Here is a 15,444-nt window from a genome sequence, read left to right as displayed (position 1 = left end):
CTGTCGCATGGAGGCCCCGTTGAACTACTACGAGCGCGACCTGCGCTTCATCCCGGCGCAACACCAGCCAGCCTGCCTGCTCGACCTCGCGCTCAGCCGCGAACTGGACAGTCACCGCCTGCTGCGTGGCACCGGGCTGTTCCAGGAAGACATCATCGCCGGCCAGCGGTTGATCAGCGCCGAGCAGTACCTGCGGCTGGTGGACAATTGCCGCCAGGGCAGCGGCGGCGAGGAGCTGGGCTTTCTCTTCGGCCAGCGCCTGCTGCCGGGGCACCAGGGCGCCGCCAGTGGCGCGCTGATGCACGCCGCCAACCTGCAGGAAGCGCTGGACCTGCTGATCCGCCACCGCGCGCGCTTCAGCCCGTTGCTCGCCCCGCGCCTGCTGGTGGAGGAACGCTTCGCTTGCCTGTACTGGGTCGACGCCTGTGGTGTCGGCGGCGCCCGTCGCTTCCTGGTGGAGAGTGGCATGACCGCCGTGACTGCGCTGTGCCGCTGGTTGTCCGACGAGCGCCTGCCGTGGAAGTACCTGTTCGCCCATTCGCGGCCCGACTACATCGAGCAGTACCAGGCGCACCTGGGGCTCAACCTGCAGTTCGACTGCCATGTCGATGCCATGCTGATTCCCCGCGACTACCTGGTGAAGCCCTGGCCGCGCGCCTCGCTCACCGCCGGCCAGGCGGCGCAGCGCGATGCGCGGCGCGAGCAGGAGCAACTGGGTCTGGGCGAGGGCGTTCTGGAGCATGTCTACCGCCTGTTGCAGCGCGAGGCCCGCGACCCGCTGAGCCTCGACCGGCTCGCCGAGCGCATGGGCATCAGCCCGGCCACCTGCAAGCGCAAGCTGCAGAAACACCAGACGCACTTCCAGGCGGTGCACGACGAGGTGCGCAAGCACGTGGCGCTGTACCTGTACTGGTCGCGTGGCTACAGCAACGAGGAGGTCGCCGAGTACCTGCGCTTCACCGACACCACCAACTTCCGCCGCTCATTCAAACGCTGGACGGGCCTGGTGCCCAGCGCGGTGCGGGATCTGCGGCCGGGGCGGGATAGCTGGCTGGAACACCGTGCAACGGATAGTTGAGCGAAACGGTTGGTGATGCAGTTCGCTTTCTATAGAATGCGCAAACGTTTCAGCAGACCATGCATCCCTCCCACAACAAAAGCCAAAGCCGAAGGCTTTGCGTGTCTCTCTGCGCAGGACGTCCCTCATTCCATCAAGCAGGCCCCAGAGCCGGCGGAGGAGGGAACTGAGTCCCGACTCATCCTCGTCATCTGTCGCCTTGCCCATCGTTTGCGCTCCGTGCGCGGGGCCTGGCCTTCACGCTGTATGACGCCGGTGGGGACGGCCAAGCCCTAACGACGAGAAACCTTTCGATGATCAAGAAAGTTAGCGGGGCGCTGCTGGGCCTCGCTCTGGCAGTGAATTGCGCGCCCGCGTTCGCGGACACCAAGAAAGTCGATGTGCTGCTGATCGGCGGCGGCATCATGAGCACCACCCTGGGCGTCTGGCTCAACGAGCTGGAACCGGGCTGGAGCATGGAGATGGTCGAGCGCCTGGACGGCGTCGCCCAGGAAAGCTCCAACGGCTGGAACAACGCCGGCACCGGCCACTCCGCTCTGGCCGAGCTGAACTACACCCCCGAGGACAAGGACGGCAACGTCACCATCGCCAAGGCGGTGGAGATCAACGAATCCTTCCAGATCTCGCGTCAGTTCTGGGCCTGGCAGGTACAGAACGGCGTGCTGAAGAACCCGCGCTCGTTCATCAACACCACCCCCCACATGAGCTTCGTCTGGGGCGACGACAACATCGCCTTCCTCAAGAAGCGCTACGAGGCGCTGCAGGCCAGCCCGCTGTTCCGCGGCATGCAGTACTCCGAGGACCCGGCGCAGATCGCCAAGTGGGTGCCGCTGATGATGCAGGGCCGCGATCCGTCGCAGAAGATCGCCGCCACCTGGACGCCGATCGGCACCGACGTGAACTTCGGCGAGATCACCCGCCAGTTCGCCGGCTACCTGCAGACCAGGCCGAACTTCAGCCTGAAGCTCTCCAGCGAAGTCGAGGACATCACCCGCAACGACGACGGCACCTGGCGCGTCGGCTACAAGAACCTCAAGGACGGCAGCGTTACCCAGACCGACGCGAAGTTCGTCTTCATCGGCGCTGGCGGCGGCGCCTTGCGCCTGCTGCAGAAGTCCGGCATCGAGGAAGCCAAGGACTACGCCGGCTTCCCGGTGGGCGGCTCGTTCCTGGTCACCGAGAACCCGACCATCGCCCAGCAGCACCTGGCCAAGGCCTATGGCAAGGCGTCGGTCGGCGCACCGCCGATGTCGGTGCCGCACCTGGACACCCGCGTGCTCGACGGCAAGCGCGTGATCCTCTTCGGGCCGTTCGCCACCTTCTCCACCAAGTTCCTCAAGGAAGGCTCGTACCTCGACCTGCTGGGCAGCACCAACGTCCACAACGTCTGGCCGATGACCCGCGTGGGCATCGACGAGTACCCGCTGGTGGAATACCTCGCCGGCCAGCTGATGCTCTCCGACGACGACCGTCTCGCGGCGCTGCGCGAGTACTTCCCGGAAGCCAAGGCCGAGGACTGGCGCCTCTGGCAGGCCGGCCAGCGCGTGCAGATCATCAAGCGTGACGCGGACAAGGGCGGCGTGCTGAAGCTCGGCACCGAGATCGTTTCTGCCGCCGACGGCAGCATCGCCGGCCTGCTGGGTGCATCGCCCGGTGCTTCCACCGCCGCGCCGATCATGCTCAGCGTGCTGGAGAAGGTGTTCAAGGACAAACTCGCCACCCCTGAATGGCAGGCCAAGGTCCACCAGATCGTCCCGAGCTACGGCACCAGACTCAACGACAGCCCGGAGAAGACGTTCGAGGAGTGGAGCTACACCGCCAAGGTCCTGCAACTGGACCCGCCGCCGGCCATCGACCAGGCCCCGGCCGCGCAGCCGACCGATGCCGCCCCGGCGCCGGAAAAGGCCTCCAGCGATATGGCGCTGTAAGTTGGCGCGCTGAGTAAGTGAGTTCCGAAGCCCGGACTTCCCGTTCGGTCTTCGGACACTCTGTTATATATCCCCGGCGGTCTAACTGCCCCTGCTTTAGTTGGGTGGCCGTCGCGCGATATCTCCTGGCGGATGCCATTCGTTATTCCGCCGTTGACCGCTTCTATTGCGGACGCTGATTCCAACTCTGGAATATCAGGGACTATCCGAGCCTTCAATCAAGCGTGGTTCTACAGGTCTCGCCTGAAGTTGATCCAGCGCTATTCAACAGGCGGAACCGGCTGTCGTTTCCCGCTGGGGATAGGCCTTTTACATTCATTTTTGCATGTCAGCGGGTCTGTTCTGCCGCTTCGCTCTGTTTCGCGGCTCCGGGACTTTTTGTGTGCCGGTTATGGCCTGTCCGGGCGGACAGGATCGAGTCGGATCAGGCTATCCGACGAACGGTGTTTGTGTAATCCAGGGATTACATCGATGTCAGCCATTGGCGATAGTCGAACAAGCGACTGAATATTGTCGGATGCCTGTTGCGACATGCGGTTCAAGTTATCGATTTGCCCGGTTCGTGCGAAAGAGCAGAGCGCACGGCGCCTGCGGCAAATGTCAAATAATTGTCAAAAAGCGCAGCGGTAGTTGATGGCGATCCTATCTTCCATTGATCAATAAAATCTGAACTTACTGCCCGGTGCATAGGTTACTACCTTTCAATTAAACCCTTCGTCCAAGAGCCTTTCGGAGCGCTTCCGGCGCGCTGCACAGAAGCTGCTATCTCTTTCTGGCCATAAACAAAAACATTATTCCGGGCAGAGGAAGTCAGCATGGCGATCCAGGCGAAGGTCGTGGCGTCTCAGGTGCAGGTGGCCACCGCCACGCAGCAGACGGTCGAAGGGCGCATCGTTCTTCAGCAGGCCAGCAACGTGGCCCTGGACGTCACTGCCGACGCGGTCGCCAGTTACCAGCAGGTCGGCGCCGACCTCGTGGTGCAGCTCAAGGATGGCGAGACCCTCCGCATCGCCAACTTCTTTGCCGAAGGCCAGCCGCCCAGCCAGCTCTACCTGGTGGACGAGAAGGGTGACCTGGTGGTGACCGAACTGGATCAGGTCGCCGCTGACGGCACGCTGATGCCTACCTATGCCGCCGAGCCCATCGATGCCGGATTCGAGTCACTCACCGAGGCCGGCGCAGCGGCAGGCAATGCGGGCGCCGCCGGTGGTATTGCCGGCTTGGGAACTGCCGGGACCATCCTCGCCGGCGCCGCGGTGATTGCCGGCGGTGCCGCCATCGCCAGCAGCGGCGGTGGCGGTGGCGGTGGTGGAGGCGGCAGCAACCCACCAGCGCCTCCCGCGCCGGCGACCGATGTCACGGTCAGCCCTGACGGTGGCGTGATCACCGGCCGTGCCACGCCGGGTACGACCGTCGAGGTGGACGTCAACGGCGATGGCCAGCCCGACTACACCGCGCCAGTGGATGGCAACGGCAACTTCCAGGTGCCCGTCAGCCCACCACTGAGCAACGGTGAGAATGTCACCGTGGTCGTGCGCGGGCCCAATGGCGGCAGCGCCAGTTCCGGCACAACCGTCACTGCGCCGGATACCACGGCGCCGGGTGCCGCGACGGGCGTGGCGGTGTCGGAGGATGGCAGCAAGGTCAGCGGCAGCGCCGAGCCGGGCTCCACCGTGAAGGTCGACACCAATGGCGACGGCATCCCCGACGCCACCGGGGTTGCCGGCTCCGACGGGCATTTCGAGATCACCCTCCCGGCTCCGGTGACCAACGGCCAGGGTGTATCGGTGACGGTGACCGACCCGGCCGGGAATACCAGCCCGCCGACCTTGGTGAACGGGCCCGACACGACGCCGCCGGAACCGGCCCATGACCTGACGATCAGCGCCGACGGCAGGGGCCTTGCCGGGATCGCCGAGCCAGGCAGCTCGCTGTCCATCGACCTGAACAATGACGGCATCCCTGACCTGACCGCGCAGGTCGGGCCTGACGGCCGCTTCAGTCTCAACCTCGATTCGCCGCTGCCAGCCGGGCAGATCGTTTCGATCATCGTCCGCGACGCAGCCGGCAACGCCAGCCCGATTGCCACCATCCACGCGCCGGGCGGGAGCGTGCCCGCACCGGTGATCGACCCGAGCAACGGCCACCTCATCCAGGGCACCGCGACGGTCGGCACCCAGGTCTACCTGACCAACGCCCAGGGCACCCTGATCGGCGTGGCGCTGGTCGGTGGCGATGGCCACTGGAGCTTCACCCCCCTCACTCCGCTGGCCGACGGCACCGTGGTCAATGCCGTGGCACGCGGGCCGCAGGGGGAGAGCGGTTCCACCAGCGTCACGGTGGACGGCATCGCGCCCGGCACGCCCGTCATCACCTCGGGCAATGCCGGAGGGCTGGAGGGAACGGCGGAGGCCGGTGCAACTGTCGTCCTCACCACCGGTAACGGAACCCCGCTGGCGACCGTCGTTGCCGATGGGACCGGGCACTGGAGCTACCATCCCGGTTCGCCCTTGCCCAACGGCACCCAGGTCACCGCCGTCGCCAAGGACGCTGCCGGCAACCTCAGCGGCCCGGCGCAGACCACCCTGGATACCCAGCCGCCAGCGGCGCCCACGGTCAATCCGAGCAATGGCGGGCTGTTCAGTGGTATCGCGGAAGCCAACAGCACGGTGTTGCTGAGCAATGCCGACGGCCATGTGATCGGCCAGGTCCAGGCCGACGGCAGCGGCCACTGGCAGTTCATCTTCAACCCGCCGCTGGCCAATGGCGCAGTGGTATCGGTGACGGCTACGGACGCTGCCGGCAACACCGGAGCGGCGGCCAGCGTCACGGTAGATTCCAGCATTCCCTCGACGCCCACGGTCGATCCGAGCAACGGTTCGAACATCAGCGGCCTGGCGGATGTCGGTGATCGCGTGGAGATTCGCGACGCCAACGGCAATCCGATCGCGATCGTGACAGCCGATGGTGACGGTCACTGGAGCTACATCCCCGGCGTGCAGTTCCCCGATGGCACCCAGTTGCAGGTTGTCGCGGTGGATCCGCAGAGCGGCCAGCAGAGCCAGGTGGTCAACCTGGTCGTCGACGGGGTGGCTCCCGATGCGCCCCAGGTGGACGTCAGCAACGGCACCGTTCTCAGTGGTATCGCCGAGCCCGGTAGCCTGGTGACCCTCGTCGACAACCAGGGCAACCCCATTGGCCAGGTGCGCGCCGACGGTCTAAGCGGCGCATGGTCCTTCACTCCCGGAGCCTCGCTGCCCGACGGAGCGGTGGTGGTGGTCCGGGCCGTCGACGCCGCCGGTAACCCCAGCCCGCCCACCAGTGTCGTGGTGGACGCCGTCGTGCCGCCACCGCCGCAGGTCAACGCCAGCAATGGTCTGAGCTTCAGTGGCAGCGCCGAGCAAGGCGCCACCGTGATCATCCTCGATGCCAATGGCAATCCCATCGGCCAGGTCACGGCCGACGCCAGCACCGGGCAGTGGAGCTTCACGCCGCCGTCGGCCTTGCCCAGCGGCACGCAGGTTTCCGTGGTTGCCCGCGACGCTGCCGGTAACGTCGGTCAGCCGACGCCTGTGATCGTGGACCGCCAGGTGCCCGATGCTCCGCAGATCGACGCGAGCAACGGCGACGTGCTGCATGGCTTGGCCGAGCCGGGCAGTACGGTGACGCTGACCGATGGCAACGGCAACCCCATTGCCCAGGTGGTGGCCGACCCGATCACCGGGGACTGGTCGTTCACGCCGGGCACGCCCCTGGGCAACGGTACCCAGGTGCGCGCCACCGCGACGGATGCGGCGGGCAACGTCAGCCAGGTCGGTCAGATCACCGTCGACAACCTGCCGCCCACTGCGCCCTCGGCCGGGCCGAGCAACGGCACGCAGATCAGCGGGACCGCCGAGCCGGGCAGCACCGTGGTGATCATGGATGCTTCCGGCCAGCCCCTGGGAGAGGCGGCGGTGGGCCTCAATGGCTTCTGGTTGTTCCGCTTCAGCCAGGCATTGCCCACTGGCTTCGTGCTGCGCCTGGCGGTGCGCGATGCGGCGGGTAATGTCGGCGCGGAAACCACCACGACGGTGGACAGCAACCTGACCACGCCGCCGACGCCGGATGCGAGCAACGGCAGTGTCATCAGCGGCACCGCCGAGGCCGGCCAGCAGGTGATAGTGCGCGATGCCAACGGCAACGAGATCGGCCGCACCACCGCCGATGGCGACGGCAACTGGAGCGTCACGCCGGCTTCGCCGCTGGCCAACGGCTCCGATTACCAGGTGGTCGCCGTCGACCCGGTCAGCGGCCATGAAAGCGTGCCCATTGTCGGCACGGTGGACTCCGTGGCGCCGGCTGCGCCCACCATCAACGGCAGCATGGGCGTAACCCTGACGGGCACGGCGGAGCCAGGCTCCACGGTCACGCTCACCGACGGCAGCGGCAACCCCATCGCCGTGGTCACGGCAGACGACAACGGCCAGTGGACCTTCACACCCGGTACGGCCCTGCCCGACGGTACGCTGGTCAACGTCACGGCGACCGATGCGGCCGGCAATGTCAGCCAGCCGGCGAACACCACGGTGGATTCCGTGGCGCCGCCAAGCCCAGCGGTCGATCCGAGCAATGGCCAGCTATTCACCGGCACTGCCGAGGCGAACGCCACGGTGATCATCCGCGACGCCGGCGGCAACGTCATCGGCGAGGCCATCGCCGATGGCGGCGGTGTCTGGAGCTTCGCTCCACAGCCGGCGCTACCCAACGGCACCCAAGTGACGGTGATGGCCCGCGACGCGGCGGGCAACGAAAGCGGCACGGTGGGCGTGACCGTGGATGCACAGCCGCCGGCTGCGCCGGTGGTCACCCCCAGCACCGGCGCCGAACTGAGCGGCACCGCCGAACCCAATGCGCAGGTGGTGGTGATCTCCGCCAACGGCCAGGTGATCGCCGAGGTGCCGGTCGGCCCCGGCGGCACCTGGAGCTATACCCCGAGCACGCCGCTGCCCGATGGCGCGACCCTGAGCGTCGTCGCCGTGGATTCCTCCGGTAACCGCAGCGAAACCACCACGGTGACCGTCGACAGCACGCCGCCGGCCGACCCGCTGGTCAACCCCGGCAACGGCACGCAGATTAGCGGTACTGCCGAGCCGGGCAGCACCGTCACGGTGACCGATGGCAACAACAACCCGGTGGGGCAGACCACCGCCGACGACCAGGGCAACTGGAGCATCACCCCGGCGTCGCCGCTGCCCGATGGCAGCAGCGTGACCGTGGTCGCCACCGATGCGGCCGGCAATCCCAGCAATGGCACCACGCTGACCATCGACACCAGCGCACCGACGACTCCTGCCGCCGGGCCGAGCAACGGCACCGTGCTCAGCGGTACGGGGGAAGAGGGCAGCACCCTGGTGTTCACCGATGGCGCCGGCAATGCGCTGGGGCAGGTCACGGTGGGCGTGGGTGGCAGCTGGACCTTCACCCCGGACCAACCCCTGGCCGACGGCACCGTGGTGACCATCGTCGCTCGCGACGCAGCCGGCAACGAGAGCGGCCCGGTGCAGGTGACGGTGGATTCCAGCGCCCCCAGCATTCCAACACTCGACCCGAGCAATGGCCTGGCACTGGGTGGCACCGGCGAGATCGGCAGTACGGTCATCGTCAATGTCGCCGGCAGTGAAGTGGCCCGCGTGCAGGTCGGCCCGGACGGGCGCTGGAGCTACACGCCCGGCAGCCCGATCGCCGATAGTACGGCCATCTCGGTGCAGGGCACCGATGCTGCCGGCAACACCACGCCGATCGTCAACGGCAGCGTGGACGGGCTCGCCCCCGGCGCGCCGGACATCCTCCCGAGCAACGGCAGCACCTTCACCGGTACGGCCGAGGCGGGCAGCACGGTCATCCTCAGCGGGCCGGATGGAGAAATCGGCCGCGCCCTGGTGGATGCCGAAGGCCGCTGGAGCTTTACCGCGACCACCCCGGTGGGCAATGGCGTGACGGTCAGCGCGGTAGCCCAGGACGCCGCCGGCAACACCAGTGGCAGCGACAGCGTGGTGGTGGACGCTTCCGCACCGCTGGCGCCGAGCATCGACCCGAGCAACGGTACGCTCATCACCGGGACCTCCGAGATCGCCAGCACCATCACCCTCGTGTACGCCAACAACGTACTGATCGGCCAGGCCACCACCGACCCGGACGGCAACTGGACCTTCACCCCGAACCCGCCGCTGGCCGACGGAACGAAGATCGACGTGATCGCCCAGGACGCCGCCGGTAACGCCAGCTCGGTGGCGAGCATCATCATCGATGCCACGCCGCCGGCGGCGCCTGTGGTTGCGGCGAGCAACGGCAGCGTGCTCACGGGCACCGCAGAGCCCGGCAGTACCGTGACCATCAGCCGTGGCGGCGTCGAGCTGGGCAGCGCGACCGCCGACCCGGTGACGGGGCAGTGGAGCATCACTCCAACGAGCGCCGTCGGCGACGGAGAAGTACTGCAGGTCGCCGCGCGCGATGCAGCGGGCAACATCAGCCAGCCGACCCCAGTCACCATCGACGCGGTGCCGCCGGGGCAGCCCGTCATCAACGCCACCAACGGCGCCTTGCTGTCGGGGACCGCAGAGGCCGGCAGCACCGTGCTGCTCAGCGACGGCAGCGGCAACCCGCTGGGAACGGCCATCGCCGACGCCAACGGCCACTGGAGCCTCACGCCGGCCAGCCCGTTGCCCGACGGCACCACGGTAAACGCCGTAGCGCGTGACGCGGCGGGCAACCAGGGACCGTTGCAGAGCGTGGTGGTCGACAACACCCTGCCTGACGCGCCGATCATCAATGCCAGCAACGGCAGTGTGATCTCCGGCATTGCCGTGCCCGGCGCGGAGGTCGTGCTGAGCGATGGCAACGGCAACGAGATCACCCGCGTCACTGCGGACCCCATCAGCGGCCAATGGAGCTATGAACCCGGCTTGCCCCTGGCCAATGGCACCGAAGTGGTGGCCGTGGCCGTGGTCGAGGGCCGCACCAGTGGCGTCAGTGCCATCACCATCGATGCCCTGGCGCCCGATACGCCGACCATTGTCCCGAGCAACGGCACCGAGTTCAGCGGCACCGCCGAGGCCGGCAGCACGGTGATCCTCGCCGATGGCAACGGCAACCCCGTGGGGCAGACCACCGCCGATGGCACCGGGCACTGGAGCTTCTCCCCCGTTGCGCCGCTGGCCAACGGCACGGTGGTCAATGTCGTCGCGCAGGATGCCGCCGGCAACGCCAGCGCGTCCGCCAGCACCACGGTGGATGCGGTGGCGCCCATCGCCCCGACCATCAACGCCAGTAATGGCAACGTGGTGACCGGCAGCGCCGAGCCGGGCGCCACGGTGCTCCTCACCGACGGCAACGGCAGCCCCCTCGGCCAGGTCGTCGCCGATGCCACCACCGGGCAGTGGAGTTTCACCCCCAACCCGCCGCTGGTGGGTGGCACCACGGTGAATGCCGTGGCCCAGGATGCCGCCGGCAACACCAGTAGCGTGGTCAACACGGTGGTCGACACCACCGCGCCGACCACGCCGAGCATTCTGCCCAGTAACGGCAACGTGCTCAGCGGCACCGGCGAGGCCGGGGCGAGCATCGTGCTCACCGATGGCAACGGCAATCCGATTGCCCAGGTCGGCGTCGATGGCAACGGCAAGTGGACCTACACGCCATCGCCGGCTCTACCCAACGGCACCACGGTCAATGCCGTTGCGGTGGATGCGGCCGGCAACCAGAGTTCCTCGGTCAGCACCACGGTGGACACCACCGCGCCGGCCGACCCGACCATCAACCTCAGCAACGGCACGCTGCTCACTGGCACCGCCGAAGCCAATGCGCTGGTGCTGCTGACCGACGGCGGCGGCAACGCCATCGGTCAGGTGCGCGCCGACGCCAATGGCGCCTGGAGCCTGGCCGTAAGCCCGGCTCTGGCCGATGGCTCGGTGGTCAATGCGGTGGCGAAGGACGCCGCCGGCAACACCAGCAACAGTGTCAGCACCACGGTGGACTCGGTTGCACCCGTCGCACCGACCATCGCGGCGAGCAATGGCACCGAACTGCACGGTACGGCGGAGAACAATGCCACCGTGCTGCTCACCGACGGCAACGGCAACGTGATCGGTCAGACCACCGCCAATGGCAGCGGCAACTGGACCTTCACCCCTGGCACAGCGCTGGCCGATGGCACTGTGGTCAATGCCGTGGCCAGGGATGCCACCGGCAACACCAGCGTCGCGGCCACCACCACGGTGGACAACCTGGCGCCGCCCATCCCAACCATCAATGCCAGCAACGGCGCGCTGCTCACGGGCACTGCCGAGGCAGACGCCACGGTCATCCTCACCGATGGCAACGGCAACCCCATCGCCCAGGTCACGGCCAATGGCTCCGGGGAGTGGTCCTTCGCGCCGGGTGTCCCTCTGCCCGATGGCACCGTGGTCAACGTCGTGGCGCAGGACGCTGCGGGCAACACCAGTGGTTCTGCCAGCACCACGGTGGCCGCCGTGGCGCCGGCCAGCCCGACCATCGATCCGAGCGATGGCGTGCACATCACCGGTACCGCCACGGCCGGCGTCACCGTGGTGCTCACCGATGGCGGCGGCAATCCCATCGGCACCACCGTCGCCGACGGTGCCGGCAACTGGTCCTTCGACCCGGCCACGCCGCTGGGCAATGGCGTGGTCATCCAGGCCGCCACCCGCGATGCGGTCGGCAACACCAGCGGCTCGGTCAGCACCACGGTCGACAACGTCGCACCGCCGCCGCCGACCATCGAACCCAGCAACGGCACCGAACTGGCCGGTACCGCCGAGGCCAACGCCACCGTTGTCCTCACTGACGGCAACGGCAACCTCATCGGCACCTCCCAGGCCAACGGCAGCGGCGACTGGGCATTCACCCCCAGCCCGGCGCTGGCCAACGGCACTGCAGTCACCGCAGTGGCCCAGGACGCCGCCGGCAACACCAGCGGGTCCGCTTCCACGGTGGTCGATAGCCAGGCGCCCGAGCCGCCGGTGATCGACCCCAGCAATGGCACGCTGCTCAGCGGCACTGCCGAACTGGGCGTGACCGTGGTGCTCAGCGTCGATGGCGTGGAGCTGGCGCGGGTGGAGGTGCAAGGTGACGGCACCTGGTCATTCCCGGTGCCCTCGGCGCTGGCCAACGGTACGGTCGTGGACGCCGTGACGGTAGATGCCACTGGCAACCTGAGCGCGAGCGTCAGTGTCACCATCGATGCCCTGGCGCCGCTGGCGCCCACCGTAACGCCCAGCGATGGCGCCGTGCTGGCGGGTACTGCCGAAGCCAACACGACGGTCCTCCTGCGCGATGGCCTGGGCAACCTGATCGGCTCGGCCCAGGCCGATGCCAACGGCAACTGGCACTATGTGCCGGACGCGCCGCTGGCCGACGGCCTGGAAGTGGTGATCAGCGCTCGCGACGCGGTCGGCAACGTCAGCCTGACGACCAGCGTCGTCATCGACGCGAGCCTGCCGGCGGTCCCGGTCATCACCCCGAGCAACGGCACGGTCATCAGCGGCACGGCCGAAGCCAACGCCACCATCCTCCTGACCACCACCGGCGGCTTGCCCATTGGCCAGGTCAGTGCCGATGTCAACGGCAACTGGAGCTTCACCCCGGGCACGCCGCTGGTCGACGGTACCGTGATCAACGCAGTGGCCCGCGATGCCAGCAACAACCTCAGCGGCGTCGCCACCGTGGTGGTCGATGCGGTAGCGCCGAACGTGCCGGTGGTCTCGCCGAGCAATGGCAGCGTGCTTGCCGGCACGGCGGAAGCGGGCGCCACGGTGGTGCTCAGCGTGGCTGGCGCGCCCATCGCCCAGGTCGTTGCCGACGGCTCCGGGCACTGGACCTACAGCCCCGGTGTGCCCCTGGCCAATGGCGTGCAGGTCAGCGTGGTGGCCAAGGACGCAACGGGCAACACCAGCGTCGCCGCCAGCGTCACCGTGGACAGCGTCGCGCCCAACACGCCGACCATCGCCGCCAGCAATGGCGTGACCTTCACCGGCACCGCCGAAGCCAATTCGACGGTGATCATCAGTGGCGCCAACGGTGCGCTGCTCGGCCAGGTCACGGCCAATGCCAGCGGTATCTGGACCTTCAACCCGACCACGCCGGTGGGCAATGGCGTGGTGGTCAGCGCGGTGGCCAGGGACGCCGCCGGCAATATCAGCCTGGTTGCCGCCACCACCACGGTGGATGCGCTGCCACCCGCGCTGCCGGTGGTCAATCCGAGCAACGGCGCGCTGCTGGCCGGTACTGCCGAGGCCGGTTCCACGCTGGTACTCAGCGTGGGCGGCAACGTCATCGGCCAGGTCACCGCCAATGCCCAGGGCCAGTGGAGCTTCGCCCCCGGCGTGGCGCTGGCTAACGGTGTGCAGGTCAGCGTGGTGGCCAAGGATGCCGTGGGCAATACCAGCGTCGCCGCCAGCGTCACGGTGGACGCCGTGGCGCCGACCGCGCCGGTTGTCGCGCCGAGCAATGGCACGGTCCTCAGTGGCACGGCAGAGATCGGTTCGACGGTGATTCTCAAGGTCGGCGGCGCTGTCATCGCGCAGGTCACCGCCGATGCCACCGGCAACTGGAGCTTCACCCCCGGCAGCCCGCTGGCGAACAACACCCAGGTCAGCGTCACGGCCAAGGACGCCGCCGGCAACACCAGCGTGGCGACCACCATTGGCGTCGATAGCGTGGCGCCGGTCGCACCCAGCGGTCTGAGCGTTTCCGCCAATGGCACGGTGCTCACCGGCATCGCCGAGGCCAACAGTACGGTGAAGGTGGTCATCAATGGCGACGCGGCCAATCCGATTACGGTGCAGGCCAACGGCAGCGGCAACTTCACCGTCAACCTCAGCCCGGCGCTGACGGCGGGGCAGCTGCTGACGGTCAACGCGGTGGATGCTGCCGGCAATGCCGGAGCCACCATTCAGGTGCAGGCGCCAGACCTCACGCGACCGGTACTGACCATCGCCGAAGCCGCCGACGGTTACATCAACAAGGCCGAGCTGGCCGACGGTATCCAGGTGCGTGTGGGCCTGACGGCCGGCGCTCGCGCCGGGCAGACGCTGACCCTGCGCTACAACGGCCCCGGCGGCTATACCTTCAGCCAGGCCCATGTGCTCACGGCGGCGGAAATCACCGCTGGCGTTGTGCTGGTGAGCATGCTCCCGGCGGCCGGCGTGGCGGCGATCCCGCAGGGCGCGGCGACCGTCACTGCCGACGTCAACGGCGGGCTGACAGCGACCCCGGCGAACTTCACCCTCGACACCATCGCGCCGGCCAACCCGGTGCTGTCACTGGTGGGCAACCTGCTGACCATCGGCGCCGAGCCCAGCAGCACCCTGCTGGTGGATGCCAAGCTGCTCGGGCTGGTGTCGCATACGGAAGTCTCGGCAAGCAACGCCGGGCTCGCTTCGCTGGACCTGCTGAGCGGCCTGGCCACCGCCATGAGCTGGGACCAGCTGCTGGACGCCAATGTCACCGTCGGCGCCCGTGATGCGGCAGGCAACGTCGGCAACCTGGTGGGCATCAACCTGGAGAACGTGCTGACCCAGAACACCGTCACCATCGGCAACCTCGGCCTCGCCGTCGGGCTGCTGCCGCCGGTGCTGGGCCTCAGCGGCACGGCCATCGCCGGCGGTAGCCTGGGCGTGGAGGTCATCACGCCGCTGCTGAACGTCGCGCTGCACCCCATCGTCGACAGCACCGGCCATTTCACCATCAACCTGCTTGCGCCGGACCTGCTGGCGCAACTCGGCCTGTCCGTCACCCAGCTGCTCAACCTGGGCAGCCAGCTGAGCATCAACCTGATTGCCTACGACGCCGCCGGCCACGCCAGCGCGACCTACGGCATTTCCCTGACCGGCTCCGGCCTTGGCCTGGCGCTGGGCGAGATCAGCGTCAGCGGCACCGCCGGCGCGGACGTACTGATGGGCACCAGTGGCACCGAGCACTTCTACGGTAACGCGGGAGCGGACCTGTTCCTCCATGTCGGCACGGGCGACATCGTGCAGGCGGGCGATGGCAACGACACCATCCAGTTGCAGTCGACCACCTTCAAGAGCGTCGACGGCGGCGCCGGCTTCGACACGGTGATCCTCGACAGCGGCATCAACCTCACCTACGGCTCGCTGTTCACCGGGACCATGACCAACATCGAGCGGATCAGCCTGGGCAAGGGCGACGCCGCGCCCAGCAGCCTGACCCTCACCGCGGCGCAGGTCGATGCGGTGACCGACGCCAACAACGTCCTGCAGATCACCGGTGACACCAACGACACCCTCACCGTGAGGGGCGCGGTGGATACCGGCGCCAATCAGGTCCACAGCGGCGTCAGTTACGACGTCTACTCATTCGGCAACACCACGCTGCTGGTGGAGGAGAACACCGTCCACGTCGTCGTGTCCTGAACAA

3 protein-coding genes are annotated in these 15,444 nt (G+C 67.9%); all 3 read left to right on the top strand.

The window, feature by feature from the left end; genetic code table 11:
• Positions 1 to 7: 7 nt before the first annotated feature.
• The 3 genes from IB273_RS07070 (at position 8) to IB273_RS07060 (ending at position 15,440) form a co-directional block, all read left to right on the top strand.
• Entirely contained in the window at positions 8 to 1,078 is a 1,071-nt protein-coding gene (locus IB273_RS07070; protein WP_037005978.1) for an AraC family transcriptional regulator, read from the top strand.
• Between the two features lie 293 nt (positions 1,079 to 1,371).
• Positions 1,372 to 3,006: a malate dehydrogenase (quinone) gene (mqo, locus tag IB273_RS07065; protein WP_192223655.1), complete on the top strand. Its 1,635-nt coding sequence runs from the start codon at positions 1,372 to 1,374 to the stop codon at positions 3,004 to 3,006.
• An 815-nt stretch (positions 3,007 to 3,821) separates the two neighbouring features.
• Complete coding sequence (locus tag IB273_RS07060) at positions 3,822 to 15,440, top strand: Ig-like domain-containing protein (protein WP_192223654.1); 11,619 nt, start codon at positions 3,822 to 3,824, stop codon at positions 15,438 to 15,440.
• The last annotated feature ends 4 nt before the right edge of the window (positions 15,441 to 15,444 follow it).

Origin of the sequence: Pseudomonas sp. PDM19 (genome assembly GCF_014852215.1) — a bacterium.
In the GTDB taxonomy this organism is placed as follows: Bacteria; Pseudomonadota; Gammaproteobacteria; order Pseudomonadales; family Pseudomonadaceae; genus Pseudomonas.
The sequence above is the reverse complement of the archived record's forward strand: the minus strand, read 5'-3'. Positions and strand labels throughout refer to the sequence as shown.

Coding starts and splice junctions, on each gene's coding strand:
- IB273_RS07070 (WP_037005978.1), top strand. CDS start 8: ATGGAGGCCCCGTTGAACTACTACGAGCGCGACCTGCGCTTCATCCCG.
- mqo (WP_192223655.1), top strand. CDS start 1,372: ATGATCAAGAAAGTTAGCGGGGCGCTGCTGGGCCTCGCTCTGGCAGTG.
- IB273_RS07060 (WP_192223654.1), top strand. CDS start 3,822: ATGGCGATCCAGGCGAAGGTCGTGGCGTCTCAGGTGCAGGTGGCCACC.